Origin of the sequence: Streptomyces sp. NPDC006458 (assembly GCF_040612135.1) — a bacterium.
Lineage (GTDB): Bacteria > Actinomycetota > Actinomycetes > Streptomycetales > Streptomycetaceae > Streptomyces.
The window spans coordinates 44,247-60,856 of sequence record NZ_JBEXPR010000010.1; the positions used below are offsets into that span (position 1 = coordinate 44,247).

At 70.1% G+C, this 16,610-nt stretch carries 20 protein-coding genes; 19 read left to right on the plus strand and 1 reads right to left on the minus strand.

Annotated elements, in window-relative coordinates; genetic code table 11:
* Window positions 1–8: 8 nt before the first annotated feature.
* The 13 genes from ABZZ79_RS15500 to sph all read left to right on the plus strand — a co-directional run bounded on the left by ABZZ79_RS15500 (window position 9) and on the right by sph (window position 9,791).
* Window positions 9–1,202: a radical SAM protein gene (locus ABZZ79_RS15500; protein ID WP_356689448.1), complete on the plus strand. Its 1,194-nt coding sequence runs from the start codon at window positions 9–11 to the stop codon at window positions 1,200–1,202.
* On the plus strand, window positions 1,199–1,801 hold the full coding sequence (locus ABZZ79_RS15505) for a 3'-5' exonuclease (protein WP_356689449.1): 603 nt from the start codon (window positions 1,199–1,201) through the stop codon (window positions 1,799–1,801). The genes ABZZ79_RS15500 and ABZZ79_RS15505 overlap by 4 nt, the downstream gene beginning before the upstream one ends.
* Window positions 1,798–2,397: an AAA family ATPase gene (locus ABZZ79_RS15510; RefSeq protein WP_356689450.1), complete on the plus strand. Its 600-nt coding sequence runs from the start codon at window positions 1,798–1,800 to the stop codon at window positions 2,395–2,397. The genes ABZZ79_RS15505 and ABZZ79_RS15510 overlap by 4 nt, the downstream gene beginning before the upstream one ends.
* Window positions 2,394–3,173, plus strand: a complete 780-nt coding sequence (locus tag ABZZ79_RS15515; protein WP_356689451.1) for an aldo/keto reductase — start codon at window positions 2,394–2,396, stop codon at window positions 3,171–3,173. The genes ABZZ79_RS15510 and ABZZ79_RS15515 overlap by 4 nt, the downstream gene beginning before the upstream one ends.
* Window positions 3,173–3,682 (plus strand): hypothetical protein, encoded by a 510-nt coding sequence (locus ABZZ79_RS15520; RefSeq protein ID WP_356689452.1) that lies wholly within the window; start codon window positions 3,173–3,175, stop codon window positions 3,680–3,682. Before ABZZ79_RS15515 ends, ABZZ79_RS15520 begins: the two co-directional genes overlap by 1 nt.
* Window positions 3,683–3,839: 157 nt before the next feature.
* Window positions 3,840–4,352: a hypothetical protein gene (locus ABZZ79_RS15525; protein WP_356689453.1), complete on the plus strand. Its 513-nt coding sequence runs from the start codon at window positions 3,840–3,842 to the stop codon at window positions 4,350–4,352.
* Between the two features lie 41 nt (window positions 4,353–4,393).
* Window positions 4,394–4,747: a hypothetical protein gene (locus tag ABZZ79_RS15530; RefSeq protein ID WP_356689454.1), complete on the plus strand. Its 354-nt coding sequence runs from the start codon at window positions 4,394–4,396 to the stop codon at window positions 4,745–4,747.
* On the plus strand, window positions 4,747–6,918 hold the full coding sequence (locus tag ABZZ79_RS15535) for a phage portal protein (protein WP_356689455.1): 2,172 nt from the start codon (window positions 4,747–4,749) through the stop codon (window positions 6,916–6,918). The genes ABZZ79_RS15530 and ABZZ79_RS15535 overlap by 1 nt, the downstream gene beginning before the upstream one ends.
* An 8-nt stretch (window positions 6,919–6,926) precedes the next feature.
* Window positions 6,927–7,202, plus strand: a complete 276-nt coding sequence (locus ABZZ79_RS15540; RefSeq protein WP_356689619.1) for a phage minor head protein — start codon at window positions 6,927–6,929, stop codon at window positions 7,200–7,202.
* A 1-nt stretch (window position 7,203) separates the two neighbouring features.
* Window positions 7,204–7,563, plus strand: coding sequence for a thermonuclease family protein (locus tag ABZZ79_RS15545; protein WP_356689456.1), 360 nt, complete (start codon window positions 7,204–7,206; stop codon window positions 7,561–7,563).
* Entirely contained in the window at window positions 7,560–7,805 is a 246-nt protein-coding gene (locus ABZZ79_RS15550) for a hypothetical protein (protein WP_356689457.1), read from the plus strand. The genes ABZZ79_RS15545 and ABZZ79_RS15550 overlap by 4 nt, the downstream gene beginning before the upstream one ends.
* 395 nt (window positions 7,806–8,200) lie before the next feature.
* Window positions 8,201–8,671 (plus strand): pyridoxamine 5'-phosphate oxidase family protein, encoded by a 471-nt coding sequence (locus ABZZ79_RS15555; protein ID WP_356689620.1) that lies wholly within the window; start codon window positions 8,201–8,203, stop codon window positions 8,669–8,671.
* 133 nt (window positions 8,672–8,804) lie between these two features.
* Window positions 8,805–9,791 carry a sphingomyelin phosphodiesterase gene (sph, locus tag ABZZ79_RS15560; RefSeq protein WP_356689458.1) on the plus strand — a complete coding sequence of 329 codons (987 nt, stop codon included), beginning with the start codon at window positions 8,805–8,807 and terminating at the stop codon, window positions 9,789–9,791.
* Between the two features lie 138 nt (window positions 9,792–9,929).
* On the opposite strand, the gene ABZZ79_RS15565 is transcribed toward sph, so the two are convergent.
* Entirely contained in the window at window positions 9,930–10,382 is a 453-nt protein-coding gene (locus ABZZ79_RS15565) for a MarR family transcriptional regulator (RefSeq protein ID WP_356689459.1), read from the minus strand.
* Between the two features lie 101 nt (window positions 10,383–10,483).
* On the opposite strand from ABZZ79_RS15565, the gene ABZZ79_RS15570 reads away from it, so the two are divergent.
* From ABZZ79_RS15570 to urtE, 6 genes are all read left to right on the plus strand, one after another.
* A complete protein-coding gene (locus ABZZ79_RS15570; protein WP_356689460.1) occupies window positions 10,484–11,587 on the plus strand; it encodes a substrate-binding domain-containing protein in 1,104 nt (367 codons plus the stop codon).
* A 226-nt stretch (window positions 11,588–11,813) separates the two neighbouring features.
* A complete protein-coding gene (gene urtA, locus ABZZ79_RS15575) occupies window positions 11,814–13,070 on the plus strand; it encodes an urea ABC transporter substrate-binding protein (protein WP_356689621.1) in 1,257 nt (418 codons plus the stop codon).
* Window positions 13,071–13,084: 14 nt separating this feature from the next.
* On the plus strand, window positions 13,085–13,981 hold the full coding sequence (urtB, locus tag ABZZ79_RS15580) for an urea ABC transporter permease subunit UrtB (RefSeq protein WP_356689461.1): 897 nt from the start codon (window positions 13,085–13,087) through the stop codon (window positions 13,979–13,981).
* Window positions 13,978–15,081 carry an urea ABC transporter permease subunit UrtC gene (gene urtC, locus ABZZ79_RS15585; RefSeq protein WP_356689462.1) on the plus strand — a complete coding sequence of 368 codons (1,104 nt, stop codon included), beginning with the start codon at window positions 13,978–13,980 and terminating at the stop codon, window positions 15,079–15,081. The genes urtB and urtC overlap by 4 nt, the downstream gene beginning before the upstream one ends.
* Window positions 15,078–15,872, plus strand: a complete 795-nt coding sequence (gene urtD, locus ABZZ79_RS15590; protein ID WP_356689463.1) for an urea ABC transporter ATP-binding protein UrtD — start codon at window positions 15,078–15,080, stop codon at window positions 15,870–15,872. The genes urtC and urtD overlap by 4 nt, the downstream gene beginning before the upstream one ends.
* Window positions 15,872–16,564 (plus strand): urea ABC transporter ATP-binding subunit UrtE, encoded by a 693-nt coding sequence (gene urtE / locus ABZZ79_RS15595; RefSeq protein WP_356689464.1) that lies wholly within the window; start codon window positions 15,872–15,874, stop codon window positions 16,562–16,564. The genes urtD and urtE overlap by 1 nt, the downstream gene beginning before the upstream one ends.
* Window positions 16,565–16,610: the final 46 nt, after the last annotated feature.

A 16,610-nucleotide genomic window follows, 5' to 3' on the forward strand; every position in this document is an offset into this window, starting at 1 on the left:
GGTCCCCTGTGACTGCTCCCTCCATGCCGCGCCGTCGCATGCTTCCCGTCCTGAGCGCCGAGCAGATCAGCACACTCAGTCCCGGCCTTGCCGACGTGATCGAGTACCGCAAGTCGGGTCTGTCGCTGAACCACATCATCGGCTGCCCGCTGGACTGCGGTTACTGCGTCCGGCACCTGTTCGGCAACTTCGAGATGAAGACACCGCGGGCGCTGATGAGCGACGAAACCGCCGTCGCCCTGCTAGTCGGCCACCCGCACTTCCGGCCGCACAAGACGCCCATCCAGGTGTTCAACCGGGCCACCGACCCGATGCTGCCGGTGGTCAAGTCCCACACGTTCGAGGTCCTGCGGCTGCTCGACGAGCAGGGCCTGACCAACCACGTCCTCGTCATCACCCGATGGCGGGTGAGCGCGGAGGACTGCGCCGTCCTCAACTCCTTCAGTCACCTGCGCCTGACGGTCCTCGTCACCCACTCCGGCATCGACCATCCGGAGATCGAGCCCGTCAACTCCACGTACGCCGCCGACAGCCTTCGCATGCTCTACGAGCACGCCGAGAACTACCGCACCGTCCTGTACTGGCGGCCGATCGTGCCCGGCCTCAACGACTCCGACGAGCACATCGAGCGCGCCCGCGAACTGTCCCTGCACGCGCACGCCACCGTCTTCACGGGCCTGTTCTTCCGCGACGAGATCAAGGCGTACTACGAGGACCACGGCATGCCGGTGCCGTACGAGGACACGGCCCGGCGGAAGATCATGCCGGAGCAGGCGGAGCAGCGAATCCTGGACGCCTTCGGCCCGGACAAGGCTGCCGGTGGCGCCCAGTGGGGAACGCTGTTCCGCAAGACGAGCTGCGGCGTCGCCTACGCCTGGGGCGAGGCCGACTACAACGGCCACTACGGCGTTCGGGAACTGTGTGACATCTGCCCGCCCGAGCAGATCTCGCTATGCGAGAAGGCTTGGGTGACGCCGCCGCTGGACGCCGTCGTGCGCGAGGCGCGCGCTCTTGGGGCGGTTGGTGACGTCGAGGTCAACGACCGTGCCATCGTCGTGGAGGGACTGGACGAGCCGCCGCGCTACTTCCTGCAGCACGGGTTCGGCTACCAATGCCACGACCGGAGCAAGCCTCACCACTACCGCCAGCACGGCCGGGCCCCCATCGGCTGGGAGGCGGAGGACGGACCCGATGCGCCATGAACTTCGCCACCTGGCCCACGCTGCTCGTCGTCGACGTCGAGGGTAACGGCACCAACCCGCCCGACCTCGTCGAAGTCGCTGCGCTGCCCATCCGGGACGGGCGCCCCGACAAGGGCACCGCGGGCTGGTGGCTGACCCGCCCGAACCGCCCCGTCACCTCCTTCGCCACCCGGGTGCACGGCCTGACCAATGCCGACTTGGCCGACAAGCCGGCGTGGGCCGAAGTCGCGAGCCAGGTACACGCCTTCCTCGGAAACACCTGGATCTGCGCACACAACGCGCACACCGACTACCGCGTGCTCAGCGCGCACCTGCCCGGCTGGGAGCCTGCGGGCGTCCTGGACACGCTCCGGCTGGCCCGGGACGCCTTCCCCGACCTCGGCAAGTACAGCCTGGACAGGCTCATCGAGCACGTACAACCCGACCTGCGAGAAGCGCCCGGCGCCCGGCACCGGGCCACCTTCGACGCCTTCGCCACGGCGCAGCTCCTCCTCGCCATGGCCTCCCGCTACGACACCTGGGGCCAGTTGGTCGGCGCGGCCGTGCCGCCCGACCTGCCCGGCGCCCCCGAACCAGAAAGGGACCCCACCCTGTGGTGACTTCCTCCTCCCAGCCCCTCCGGATCGGCGTACTCGGAACCCACTCCACGGGCAAGACGACGCTCCTGAAGCGCATAGAGATGGAGCTGCGCGGTCACGGCGTAACGGTGGCTCGCACCGGGCAGCTCGGCAAGCGCGCCGCCGCGGCCGGCCTGCCCAAGATGCAGCACCACACCGCCCAGTCCACCGAGTGGATCATCGCCCAGGGCATCCTCGACGAGACCAACGCCGCCGCTCAGGGCGCCGAAGTCGTCCTCATCGACCGCGCTGCCCACGACGCCATCGCCTACTTCGAGGCCGCGATGGCGTTCCGGGCCGAGACCCTGCCCCGGCTCGCACGCGAACGCCTGCTGACCCTCGCTTCCACGCAGCTCCCCAAGTACGACCTGCTGTTCGCGACCGTGCTCGATGAGAGCGTGCCCGTCGACACCAGCCACGACTACGACGCCACCTTCCGGCGCCTCGTCGACGACCGCGTGCACCGTCTCCTGGCCAACGACGTCATCCCCCACCAACGGGTGACCAGCGACCCCGACAGCCAGGCCCACGCCGTTGACGTCGCCGTCCAGCGCTGCTTGAAGGGGGAACTCGTATGATCCCCGCCCCGCCCGCCGGCTGCATCAACATCGCCGGGAAGACCGTCTCTCGGCTCGGCTTCGGCACCATGCGCCTGACCAACCCCGGCACGTGGGGTGACCCGGATGACCGCGACACCGCCCTCAGCATGCTGCGCCAGGCCGTGCACACCCACGGCATCAGCCACATCGACACCGCCGACGCCTACGGCCCCCATACCGTCGAACACCTCATCCGCGAAGCGCTGTACCCCTACCCCGACCATGTGCTGATCGCCACGAAAGTCGGCATGGTCCGGCCCGCCCCCGGACAGTGGAAGCCGCTCGGCAACCCCTTCTACCTGCGGGCCAGCGTCGAAGCGAGCCTCCGCCGCCTGAAGGTGGAGCGGCTGGAGCTGTGCTACCTGCACCGCATCGACCCCGAGGTCTCGCGCGACGACCAGATCGCAGTGCTGCACGCCTTGCAGGACGAGGGGAAGATCGGGCACATCGGCCTGTCGAAGGTCACGCCCGAGGACATCCGATACGTGCTCAAGTACCGGCCCGTCGCCGCGGTGCAGAACGTGCTGAACACCACCGACCGCGACGACCCGGCCGTGGAGATGTGCCGCGACCTCACCATTCCGTATGTGGCCTACCGGCCGCTGGACGCCGGTGTCCTAGTACAGGCCAACGGGCCCGCCGCTCCCCTGCACTGGCTTCTCAACCAGGGCTCCCACGTCGCGCCCATTCCGAGCACCAGCCAGCCCCGGCACCTGGACGAGATCGTGGCGGCTGTACAGGACGGCCCGGCCTGATGCCCACTGCAACGGCTACGGCGCCCGGGCAGCGCCGTCACGCCGCCTACGAGAACTGGCGGCCCCCGGTGATCGGCGTCTCGCTGCTCGTTCCGGTCGGCGCCGACTGCATCACAGTCGTCGACCTCCAGGGCATGCTGATGCTTCCCGCGGGCGGCGTGTACGACGGGCAGACGCCGCAGGAAGCCGGCCACCGGGTGCTTGCCGACCCCTCCGGGAGGCTGAGGCTCCTGCGGCGCGTCGCCGTCGACTCGGTGCAGATGCGACGCAGGAAGGTGATCACCCACGTCATGGCCGCTGCGCCCATGACCCGCGGCGCGGTGACGGGCCTGGTGTACCGGGACCCTCGGGCTACCGTGCGCGTCATGCCGACCCTCCAGTTCCTTGACCAGTGGCCGACAGGGCGGACGCGTCTCCTCGTCAGCCTGCAGGCCCTGGCAACCGGAGACACGCCTTGCATCGAGGGCGGGGTCGTGCAGGCCCAAGTGCCGTCGGCCCTCGGCACATAGAGCTCTCGGGCGCGGCTGGCCGTCACCCGAGGCGGCCGCGCCCGGCGGCTGGTGGAGGACTGAGCGGAGAGCGACCTGTAACAGATCACGGTCGCTGACGTTTGGGCCGTGAAGGGGTTGACACTTTTCGTCAACCCCGCAGCGACCCGGAGGAACGGTGACTACCGCGACAGCTCCCCTCTCGTCCAAGACCGGCAGGTCGCACCTGCAGGAGTCTCTGTTCTCCTGGCTCGACCCGGAGGATGCTGCACCCGCGCCCGAGACCAAGACCCTGGTGGAGGTCGACCCCGAAGGCCCGACCGCGCCCCCCGCCGATGAAGAGAAGCGCGACCTCTCCCACGTCTGGGTCGTGGCCGCGGAGATTGAGGTCATACCGAAGATCGCAAAGGTGGCCGACTACCGCGGCAGCTTCAAGGCGACCGAGGGGCAGCGCATCGACGCGCTCGAGGTCTACTGCAAGGGATGCCGACGCCCGTATGACGAGGTCACAGGCCAGGACTGCTCAGCGAAGATCGACAACCGGCACCTGATCGGCGGAGACCAGAGCACCCGCGCCAAGCGGAGGATCATTCCCGTCCCGCCCAGGAACGCCCGGGTCGTCCCCGGCGGCCGCATCCAGCGACGCGGCATCGAAGTCTACGTAGGAGGGATTTCCCGGCCCCCGCGCTGACCGCGCGACACTAACGCCGCTGACTATCCACTGTGCGCGGCGTGACTACTCAGCGAACCTCCTGGGCGCTCGCGCGTGAAGCCGCCGGCCTGTTCCTCACCGCGTTCGGCCTGCTCGGCGTCCTCGTGGCGTTGGGCGCACTCCACTGGGCCGCCGGACTCTCCGCCGCCATGGCGGGCCTACTCACTGCCGGCATCCTCCTCCAGCCCCATCCGGACGCGCCCCGCTGGGCCCGTGCCGTCCGCGCCGCCGTCTGCATCACCGGATACGGCGGCCTCACCGGCTGCGCGTTCGCCCTCTGCATCCCCCTGGGCTGGATCGGCGTATCCCTCGCCGTCGTCCTCGTCGGCCTGTGGCTCACCACCCGTGAGCACGAAGACGAGGAGACCGCCTGATGCCTCGCCAGTTCCTCCCCACCCTCCGGGGACTCCTCGTCCCCCGCGCCGCCGCTCCCCCACCGCCACCCGCAGAGACGAAGGACCTCCTCGCGGGCAACGCGTACGTCTCGATGACCTACGCCGGCGTCACGAACGTCTGGGGCACGCCCGGCCGCGCGGACGGCTGGGACATGGAACGCGTCATCATCGAGGGCTACGAGCGCTCGATCTGGACGTTCAAGTCCATCGAGGCGATCAGCAAGCACGCCAGCACGCTCCCGATCCAGATCGGCCGCGGCGGCGATGAGCGCCGCTTCGAGGAGACCCTCGACAGCCACCCACTGCTGAAGCTGCTCAACAAGAAGGCCAACCCGTTGGAGACGGGCGACGTCTTCAAGAAGCGGCTGAGCGCGCAGCTCCTTCTGTCGAAGAAGGGCGTGTTCATCGAGAAGACCTTCAGTCGCGGCGGCACCCTCGTACGCCTTGACCTGCTTCCGCCGGACCGCGTCCAGATCATCCCCGACGACCGCAACGCCGACTACGTCAAGCACTTCGAGTTCACCGACTACAGCGGGCACATCCGCGAGCTGCAGCCCAAGCACGTCATATGGATCAGGGACCCCCACCCCACCGACCCGTTCTGTGGCGTCACCCCGCTCGAAGCAGCGGGCCTGTCCATCGACCTGGACGTCAAGGCGCGCACCTACAACATCAGCTTCATCGCCGACGACGGCAGGCCCGGCGGCATCGTCGGTATCGACCTCGACGGCGTCGACCCGCGGGAAGTCGACCGCATCCAGCAGCGTCTGGCCCCCGGCGCACACAACGCTGGCCAGCTCACCCTCGTCGGCACCGGGCCCGGTGGCGTCACCTACGTCGACACCTCCGCCCGCCCGCGCGAGATGGCCTACGAGACGCTGGCCGGCACGTCCAAGGGCGAGATCCTGGCCGCGTTCGGCGTCCCGGAGTCCATCGTCGGCAACGCCTCCGAGCGGACCTACGCCAACGCCGACCGCGAGGAATACAACTTTTGGGACCACACGCAGCTGCCCCACCTCAACCTGATCGCTTCCGGATTCGATCCGGACCTCGATGACGAGTGGATCGTTCGCTTCGACACTTCCAGCGTCCAGGCGCTGGAGTTCCCCCGCCGCCAGGCCCGCGAGGAAGCCCGCAAAGAGTGGGAAGCCGGCCTCATCACGATCGACGAGTACCGGAAGATCGCTGGGAAGCCAGCATTCAACGTCCCGCAGTCCCGGGCGTTGTGGATTTCCCCGCAGAAGGCCCCCGTACCGGCCAACCCGCAGGACGCCGCAGCGCTGGGCCTCGGCCCCGATCCGGCTGCCGGAGGCACGCCAGGCGCCGCGCCCACCGGTGCGCCGCTGCCCCCGGGCACCGCTCCGGACACCGCGGCCGAGGACGTGGCCGCCGCCCGCGCCCTGGGGCCCGGCCCGAGCGCCGCGGCGGACGTCGCCGCCGCACGAGCCCAAGACGGGCCCCCTGCACTGCCCGCAGGACCTACGGCCGCTGACGCCGTCGCCGCGGCCCGCGCCACCGACCTCGACACCGGCCCTGGCGAGGCGGCCGCCGACGTCGCCCGCGCCCGCGACACCCAGGACGCCGCGCTGCCCGGCGACGCCGCCGAGGACGTCGATGCCGCCCGCGCCTCGATCGAGACCAAGGCCCTGCCGCAGGACGGCTACGAGGTCACCGACGACGACTTCGACGCCCTATCCACGGCCGTGGCCGCAGCCGTCACCGCGCTCCTCGCACGGCAGGAAGGCGTCATCCTCGCCCGGCTCCGGGCCCCGAAAATCCGCAGGTACACGCGGTACTGGGAGCCCGAGAACGACAACGACGTCCGGCGCGTCGACGCCGACCTCGACCAGAACCGTGTCGTCAGCGCCCCCCGCTGGGCCGAGGAGACCAGCCAGACCCTGACACCGATCCTGCAGCAGGCCGCCGTCGCCACGGCCCGCAAGGTCGGCAAGGCCCTCACCGGCAGGGACGAAGTGCCCCGTCCGCGGCTGCCGCCGCCATCGTCACCGCGGCGTACGCCGGAGAGGCCATCACCGCCTTCCTCGCCGAACTCGCCACGGTCCTCCAGGCCGCCCAGCACGACGCCAAGCACATCGACGACCTGGCGCACGCCGTCGTCAGCTACTACCAGTCCGCAGAGCCCGCCCTGATCGCCCGCATCGCCGAGACATGCGCTGTGGCGACCATCAACGGCGCCGCAGACGCCGCGGCGGAACACGCCGGCCCCGACGTCGTCCGGACCTGGGTCACCCGCGGAGACACCCGCGTGCGGCCCGCGCACAAGGCGCTCCACGGCAAGACGCTGCCCGTCGGCGCCCCGTACACCGTTGACGGCGCCAGCCTCCGCTACCCCGGCGACCCGTTCGCCCCCATCGCCCTCACGGTCAACTGCCGCTGCCGCCTGCACTACGCGACCGACGAGGCGGTGGGCTGACGTGAATACCTACCCCGCCACGGTCGAGGCCGTGGTCGACGCCGACACCCTCGACGTCGACATAGACCTCGGTTTCGGAATCCACGTCCGCCAGCGCGTTCGTCTCCTCGGCCTGAACACGCCCGAGAAGAACACCCCCGCAGGGCGCGCCGCCAGCACCTGGGTCACCGACTGGCTCACCCAGCACCCCACCGGCCTGGTGGTCGAGACCCAGCGCAAGGAGAAGTACGGCCGCTGGCTCGCCACGATCACGGCCGCCGACGGCGCATGCCTGAACACCGACCTGCTCGCCACGTCCCACGCCGCCGCCTACGACGGCCACGGCCCCCGCCCCATCCCCGCACCCAAGGAGTCCCCGTGAGACGCATAGGCCGCTTCATCCGCAAGAACACCAGCGCGCTCCTGTGGGGCGGATGGACGCTGTTCTTCGTCGTCTACGAGACCATCGCGCTGGCCAACAAGAAGGACGACGACACCCTGAGCGAGAACACCCGCAGGCTCTTTCGCATCCGCAGCTCGAAGGTCGGCCGCGCGGCATTCACGGTCATCCTCGGCGGAGGCGCGATCTGGTTCCTGTTCCACATCCTCACCGAGACGATGTAGCCCGCCCGGCCCCCACGGCGAGGCCGCGACGCTAACCACCTGCACTGTGCATGGTCCGCGCCATGCTGAATCGCCCCACTGCACAGGCTGAGTCGCAGGACCTGAGTCGCGACCTCGAGGTCAAGGTCACGCGTCGACCGTGGAACCCTGCCCTGCACCCCCGCGACAGCAAGGGCCGTTTCATCGAGACCGGTGGAACGGTGCGGCTGTGGGGAGGCAAGCTCGCGCGCGTCGTCCGCGCGCTCCCGCATGACCGCATCCTCGTTCAGGACCAGAGCGGACCGAACGAGTTCAGGGGGCGCAGGCACACCACCAGCGCCAAGTGGGTCAGCATGGTCGCGCGGCCCGACGGCACCGACTCCCCGCACGAGACCGTGGACCCTCGGCAGGACGCCCTGGACCGCCTCCCACCCGTCACCGAATCCCCGCGTGCGGCCGTGGACCGTCGGCGGGACGTTCTGGACCGTCTGGACCGGGAGCAGGACGTCTGGGTCGCCTCCGCCGACGGCGAGGGGGTGCCTTGGCTGGTGCCGCTGTGGTTCCTGTGGGACGGGACGGACGTCTGGCTGGCGACCCGGCCGCGGAATCCGACCGGACGCAACCTGCGTGCGGGCGGCCGCACCAGGCTGGCGTTGGGCGACACGCGGGACGTCGTGCTGATCGACGGGGACGTGGAGACCTTCGCGGGTCCGGACGCGCCCGGCGCCGCGGCCGAGGCGTTCACGGCGAAGTACGGCTGGGACCCGCGAACCGACCGGGCCGACTACACGTGGTTCCGGGTGCGGCCGGTCGCGGTGCAGGCCTGGCACGAGGAACGCGAGCTGCCGCAGCGGTACGTGATGCGGGACGGGGTCTGGCTTGTCTAGACAGGTTCGACACCTGCCCCCTCCCGCGCCATCCGATTCCCCCCAAGGTGTTACCCAAGGTATTACCCAAGGGTAATATCTGATGGTTTGATGTGCGTCGCCACTCAACCCCCTTAGACCACAGGGAGATCCAGTGACGCTTCTCGCACAGCGCCGTGCACAGGGCTCGGCGGTGCTCGCCCTCTCGCTCGCGGTCGCCGGACTCGCCGGCGCGACACCCACCGCGTCGGCCGCCGACCAGACACCGCGGCTGAGGGTTCTGACGTACAACGTCTTTCTCTTCAGCAAGACCCTGTACCCCAACTGGGGCCAGGACCACCGGGCCGCGGAGATCGCGAAGGCCCCGTTCGTGCGTGGCAACGACGTCGTCGTGCTCCAGGAGATGTTCGACAACTCCTCCTCGGACGCGCTGAAGAAGGCCGCCGCGGGCGAGTACCCGTACCAGACCCCCGTGGTCGGCCGCAGCACGTCCGGCTGGGACGCCACGGGCGGGTCGTACTCCTCGGCCACGCCGGAGGACGGCGGTGTCACGATCCTCAGCAAGTGGCCGGTCGTGCGCAGGGAGCAGTACGTCTTCAAGGATGCCTGCGGCGCCGACTGGTGGTCCAACAAGGGCTTCGCGTACGTCGTGCTGAACGTCGACGGCGCGAAGGTGCACGTGGTCGGCACGCACGCGCAGTCCACGGACCCGGGCTGCGACGCGGGTGAGGCGGCGGCCGTGCGCAGCCGTCAGTTCAAGGCGATCGACGCGTTCCTCGACGCCAAGAACATCCCCGCGGCCGAACAGGTCGTGGTCGCGGGCGACTTCAACGTCGACTCGCGCACCCCGGAGTACGCCTCCATGCTCGCCGACGGCGGTCTGGCAGGCGCCGACACGCGCACCGGGCACCCGTACTCCTTCGACACGCAGGACAACTCCATCGCCCGGGACCGCTACCCGAGCGACCCGCGCGAGGACCTGGACCACGTCCTGCACCGCGCCGGGCACGCCCGCCCCGCGGTGTGGAAGAACGACGTGGTGAGTGAGCGGAGCGCACCCTGGACGGTCTCCAGCTGGGGCACGTCGTACACGTACACCAACCTGTCGGACCACTATCCGGTGACCGGGTTCGCTGGCTGACGCCGCGGCGCCCGGATGCCGTCGCGCCTCGTCCTCATGGGCGAGGCGAGGCGGCGCGAGGCCGGACCGGACACCTCGCCGGGCACGGGCGGCGCGCCCGAGCCGAGCCCGGCGCGTCGCGGGGCGGCGCGCTCCGCCTCACACCTCGGCCGAGCGGGGCGCCGTCGTCTCCTCCAGCGTCACCACGAGCCGCCCCAGCAGCGCCCGCAGCAGGTCCTCCTCGCCCGGGTCGAACCCTGGCCAGCCCGCCCGGACCGCGCGGTCGACGCGCCGCCAGTACTCCTGGCCGCGCGGGGTGAGGTGGGCGAGGATGCGGCGCCGGTCGAGGGGGTCCACCCGGCGGTGGACGAGGTTCTGTTCGACCAGCTGGTCGACGAGTTTGGTCAGGCTGGGGGCCGGCAGGAAGGCCGCCTGCGCCACCGCCGTCATCCGGTGCCCGGCGCCGTCCGAGAGCAGGGCGAGCACCCGCCAGGTCTCCAAGGAGCAGCCCTCGGCGTCCAGGGCGGCCTGGAGCCGACGGGACGCCGCACGCTCCGCCCGGGTGAGGAGCTGCGTCAGTTCGTACGGCCGGCGCGGCGACGAGGGGGCCATCCTGCTCCTAGGGACTGGCTTGAGGGAGTCCTGGGTCACGAGGTGCGTACATCGTATGAGACACACTGGAGTTCACCGCGAGGAACCGAAATCATGTCGCCATGTTCCGGCACGAGACGCCCGCTCCCGAGTGGTTCACGGCCGACGGCTCCGTGCTCGGCGTGGCTCTGGTGTTCCCGCTCCAGGGCCCGGCCGGGATGTTCGGCCCGACCTGCGAGAGTTGTGCCCAGCTCGCGGCGGAACGGGTCAACGACGAGGGCGGGGTCCTCGGCCGTGAGCTGCGGCTGATCCCGGTCGACGGGGGTGCGACGCCACGTCAGGTGGCGGACCAGGTAGAGGCGTTGGTGGATCTGGGCGTCGTGCAGGGTGTCACCGGCTGGCACATCTCCTCGGTGCGGCAGGCACTCGCGCCGAGGGTCGCCCATCGCGTGCCGTATGTCTACACCGCCCTGTACGAGGGAGGGGAGCACACCGCCGGCGTGTTCCTCACCAGTGAGACACCGCAGGACCAACTGCGCCCGGCGATGGCCCTGCTGACCCGTGAGCATCTGGTGCGGCGCTGGTTCGTGGTCGGCAACGACTACGTCTGGCCCCGGCGTACGGCGCGGGCCGCGCACTCCTACGCCCGCGCGACGGGGGCGGACATCGGCGGCGAGGTGTATCTGCCGCTCGGCACACACGACTTCGAACCCGTGCTGCGACGCATCGAGCGGTCCGACGCGGACGGGGTGCTGATGCTGCTGGTGGGCGGCGACGCGGTGCGCTTCAACCGGGCCTTCGCCGCCGCCGGGCTGGACGCGCGCTGTCTGCGGCTGAGCACGCTGATGGACGAGAACATGCTGATGGCGAGCGGGCCTTCGGCCACCGGCCGCCTCTACAGCACCGCGGGCTTCTTCGCCTCCCTCGCCAACCGCGACACCCTCGATTTCCACGGCAGTTACGCGGACCGCTACGGCCTCGACGCCCCCGCCCTCGGCAGTCTCGGCGAATCGTGCTACGAGGGTGTGCTGCTGCTCGCCGCGCTGCTGAGGGGGGCCGGGACGACGGACGTCGCGGCGATCGGGGCGGCGGCGGAGACGGTGTCGTACGAGGGCCCGCGCGGCCTCCTGCGGCTGCGGGACCGCCATGTGCGCCAGCGCATCTACCTGGCGCGCGCGGACGGGCTGGACTTCGACGTGCTCGCCGAACTGGACCTCCGGCACTAGCTGCTCTTGACAGGCTGTCACCCCGTCAAGATACTTCCCGCAGGAATTAATTAGAATGCCTCGGGCGAATTGCGTGACGAGCGTCGAAACGCTCTCCGCGGCCGGTCGGGGCGTTTTTTGTTGCCTCGGGGAAAGTCCCGCGAAACGCCCTGGAAACAGCGTGACTTGAGGCTGTGGACCGCTTCGGGAGGTTTGCCTTCCTCCCACACCCGAGGGGGTTCTTTTGATCAGCGGTTCATCCATTCTCCGGCGTCGCCTCCTGGCCGCGGGCGCGGCGCTCGCGGCCGTCGCCGCGCTGTCCGCCTGCGGTGCCAAGACCGACTCGGGCGGCACGTCGTCCGACAAGGCCGCGAAGATCGACGTCAGCGGCGACACGGTGAAGGTCGGTCTGCTCAACTCGCTGTCCGGGACGATGGCGATCAGCGAGGTCACCGTCCGTGACGCGCTGCGCCTGGCGATCGACGAGATCAACGCCTCCGGCGGAGTGCTCGGCAAGAAGATCCAGCCGATCGGTGAGGACGGCGCCTCCGACTGGCCGACCTTCGCCGAGAAGGCGCAGAAGCTGATCCAGGACGACGGTGTCGCGGCCACCTTCGGCTGCTGGACGTCCGCCAGCCGCAAGGCCGTCAAGCCGGTGTTCGAGAAGAACAGGTCGCTGCTGTTCTATCCCGTGCAGTACGAGGGTCTGGAGCAGTCCCCGTACATCTTCTACACCGGCGCGACCACCAATCAGCAGATCGTCCCGGCGCTGGACTATCTGAAGGCCAAGGGCCTCAAGAAGCTGTACCTGGTCGGCAGCGACTACGTCTTCCCGCGCACCGCCAACAAGATCATCAAGGCGTACGCGAAGGCCAACGGCATGAAGGTGCTCGGCGAGGACTACGCGCCGCTCGGCGCCACCGAGTTCAGCACGATCGCCAACAAGGTGAAGGCCTCGAAGGCCGACGCGGTGTTCAACACCCTCAACGGCGACTCCAACGTGGCCTTCTTCAAGGAGTACAAGTCGGCCGGGCTGACCGCCAAGTCGATGCCGGTGGTCTCGGTGTCGATCGCCGAGGAGGAGGTCAAGTCGATCGGCACGCAGTACCTGGCGGGCCAGTTGACGGCCTGGAACTACTACCAGACCACCACGGGCGCGGCGAACGAGAAGTTCGTGAAGGCGTACAAGGCCAAGTACGGCCAGGACAAGCCGACCAGCGACCCGATGGAGGCCGCCTACACCTCGGTCTACCTGTGGAAGGCCATGGTGGAGAAGGCGGGCTCCTTCGATCCGGAGAAGGTCAAGGCCGCCTCCGACGGCATCGCCTTCGGCGCCCCCGAGGGCACGGTCACCGTGGACGGCGCCACCCAGCACATCTCCAAGACGGCCCGGATCGGCGAGATCGGTTCTGACGGCCTGATCGAGGAGGTGTGGAACTCCGGCAAGCCCGTCGAGCCGGACCCGTACCTCAAGGACTACTCCTGGGCCGCCGGCCTGTCCTGAGGGGAGGCACCCGCATGACCGTGATTCTGGGTCAGACCTTCACCGGCGTCTCCATCGGTGCGGTCCTGCTGCTCATCGCACTCGGACTGTCCCTCACCTTCGGCCAGATGAACGTCATCAACATGGCGCATGGCGAGTTCATCATGGCGGGCGCCTATACGACATACGTCCTGCAGAAGTCCATTTCCAGCGCGGGAATTTCGCTGCTGGTCGCTCTTCCCGTCGCTTTTCTCGTCTCCGGGATTCTCGGCGTACTCCTCGAATGGCTGCTGATCCGCAGGTTGTATCTGCGGCCGCTCGACACGCTTCTGGTCACCTGGGGCGTCTCACTGATGCTCCAGCAACTCGCCCGGGACGTTTTCGGCGCGCCGAACGTGCAGACCCGCGCGCCCGACTGGCTCACCGGCAACACCACGGTGATCGGCGGCGACGACCCGCTCACGGTCGCCAACAGCCGCCTGTTCATCCTGGGCCTGGCGCTCACCGCGGTGCTCGCGCTGACGCTGACGCTGCGGATGACGCCCCTCGGCCGGAGGATCAGGGCCGTGGTGCAGAACCGGGACCTCGCCGAGGTGTCCGGCATCGCCACCGGACGGATCGACCGCACCGCCTTCCTCCTCGGCTCCGGCCTCGCCGGCGTCGCGGGGGTCGCGCTCACGCTGATCGGTCCGATCGGGCCCACCATGGGCACCAACGTGATCATCGACGCCTTCCTGGTGATCGTGGTCGGCGGGATCGGGCAGTTGCGGGGCACCGTGATCGTCGCGTTCGTGCTCGGCGTCCTCCAAGCCGTGCTGGAGTACTCCACCACCGTCAGCGTGGCGAAGGTGCTGGTCCTCGTCGCCATCGTCGCCTTCCTGCAGTGGCGCCCCCAGGGGCTGTACACGCTGCGCACGAGGAGTCTCGTATGACCCACGGAGTCCTCTCCACGACCCCGCGCGCCGGGCGTTTCCGTTCCTGGGCCGGCTTCGCGGGCGCCGCGGTCGCGCTGTTCGCCCTCGCGCCGCTCGCACTGTCCGACTTCCGGCTCGGGCTGCTCGCCAAGTACCTGTGCACGGCGATCGTCGCGGTCGGCATCTGCCTGGCCTGGGGGCGCGGCGGACTGCTCACCCTCGGGCAGGGGGTGTTCTTCGGGCTCGGCGGCTACGCCATGGCGATGCATCTGAAGGTCGCCGACGCCGGACCGGGCAATCTGCCCGACTTCATGCAGCTCTACGGCTCGGCGAGCGAACTCCCCTGGTGGTGGCGGCCGTTCGGCAATCCGGCGTTCGCGCTCGCCGCGACCGTGCTGCTGCCGATGGCGGTCGCCGCACTGCTCGGCTCGTTCGTCTTCCGGCGGCGGGTCAAGGGCGCCTACTTCGCGATCCTCAGCCAGGCGCTGGCCGCCGCGTTCGCGCTGTGGCTCATCGGGCAGCAGGCCACGACCGGCGGCACCAACGGCCTCACCGACATCCACGGGTTCTTCGGTTACGACCTCCAGGACCCGGTCAACCAGCGGATGGTGTACTTCGTCATCGCGGCCGCCCTGCTGCTGACGATGCTGCTCGCGCGGCAGCTGATCCACAGCCGTTACGGCGAACTGCTCGTCGCCGTGCGGGACTCCGAGGAGCGGGTGCGCTTCCTCGGCTACGACCCGGCGAACGTCAAGCTCGTCGCCTATGTCGTCGCGGCGGGCATGGCCGGTCTGGCGGGCGCCCTGTTCGTGCCGGCGGTCGGCATCATCTCGCCGGCGCTGATCGGCATCGTGCCCTCCATCGAGTTCGTGATCGGCGCGGCGGTCGGCGGCCGGGCCAGTCTGGTCGGCGCCGTGCTGGGAGCGCTCGCCGTCGCCTGGGCGCGGACGGCCCTTTCGGAGGAGTTCCCGGCGGCCTGGACGTACTTCCAGGGACTGCTGTTCATCGTGGCGCTGGCGTTCCTGCCGGGCGGCATCGCCTCGCTCGCGGGGCTCGTACGGCGGCGCAGGACGGCCCGCGGGACGGCTTCCGTCGGCACACTGGGAGAAGCGGCATGAGCGAGCTGGAGATACGCGGACTGCGGGTGTCCTTCGACGGGTTCACGGCCGTCGACGGGGTCGACCTCGATGTGCGCGCCGGTGATCTGCGGTTCCTGATCGGGCCGAACGGCGCCGGCAAGACCACCCTCGTCGACGCGGTCACCGGACTGGTGCGTGCCCGGGGCTCGGTGCGGTTCGGCGGCGAGCAGCTGCTGGGCCGCAGTGTGCACCGGATCGCCCGCTCGGGTGTCGGCCGCACCTTCCAGACGGCCACCGTGTTCGAGGAGTTGACGGTCCTTCAGAACCTGGACATCGCCGCGGGCGCCGGCCGGAGCGTGTGGACGATGCTGCGCCGGCGCCGCGGCGTCCCCGAGCCCGTCGCGCGGGCCCTGGAGACCGTCGGGCTCACGGATCTGGCGGACTCCCCCGCCGGGACCCTGGCGCACGGCCAGAAGCAGTGGCTGGAGATCGGCATGCTGCTGGTGCAGGACGTGCGGCTGCTGCTCCTGGACGAGCCGGTGGCGGGCATGAGCCACGACGAGCGGCAGTCGACCGGCGAGCTGCTGCGGCGCATCAGTGAGGAGCGGACGGTGGTGGTCATCGAGCACGACATGGACTTCATGCGGTCCTTCGCGCGCAGTGTCAGCGTGCTGCACGCGGGCCGGGTGCTCAGCGAGGGGACGGTGGCCGAGGTGCAGGCCGATCCGCAGGTGCAGGAGGTCTACCTCGGCCAGGCGTCCGCCGACGCCCCACGGGCGCAGGCCGCTCCCGAGCAGGCACCCGTCGACGCGGCGGTGCAGGAGGCGTGATGCTGACCATCGAGGACATCCGGGTGGGCTACCACCGCAGCACCGTCGTCCACGGTGTGAGCGTCGAGGTGCCGAAGGACGGCGTGGCGGCCGTGCTCGGGCACAACGGCGCGGGCAAGACCACCCTCCTGCGCGCCGCCATGGGCCTGCTCACGCCCGGCGGGGGCCGGATCGTGCTGGACGGCGAGGACATCACCCGCCGCAGACCGCACGAGAGAGTGGCGCGCGGCATGGCGTACGTCCCGCAGGGCCAGCAGTGCTTCCCGCACCTGACGACCGCCGAGAACCTCCGGCTGGTCGCCGACGGGCGCAGACGCGGCCGGGCCGCCATCGCCGAGGCGCTGGACCTGTTCCCCGCGCTGCGGGCGCTGGCGGGACGCCGTGCCGGGCTGCTCTCGGGCGGCCAGCGGCAGCAACTGGCGATCGCGCGTGCTCTGGTGACGGAGCCCCGGCTGCTGCTGCTCGACGAGCCGACCGAGGGCATCCAGCCGTCGGTGGTGGCCGAGATCGAGTCGACGATCCTCGCCCTCGCCGGGCGCGGCGGTCTGTCGGTCCTCCTGGTCGAGCAGCACATCGGCTTCGCCATGCGGGCGGCTCAGCACTACTACGTCCTGGAGGCCGGCCGCGTGACCTCCTCGGGCACGGGCGGCGAACAGGCCGCCGACCGGGTGCGGGAGGCGCTCAGCGTCTGAGCGGGCGGCGCACGGACCGGGCCGGGCCCCGCGGTCGCCCGCCCAC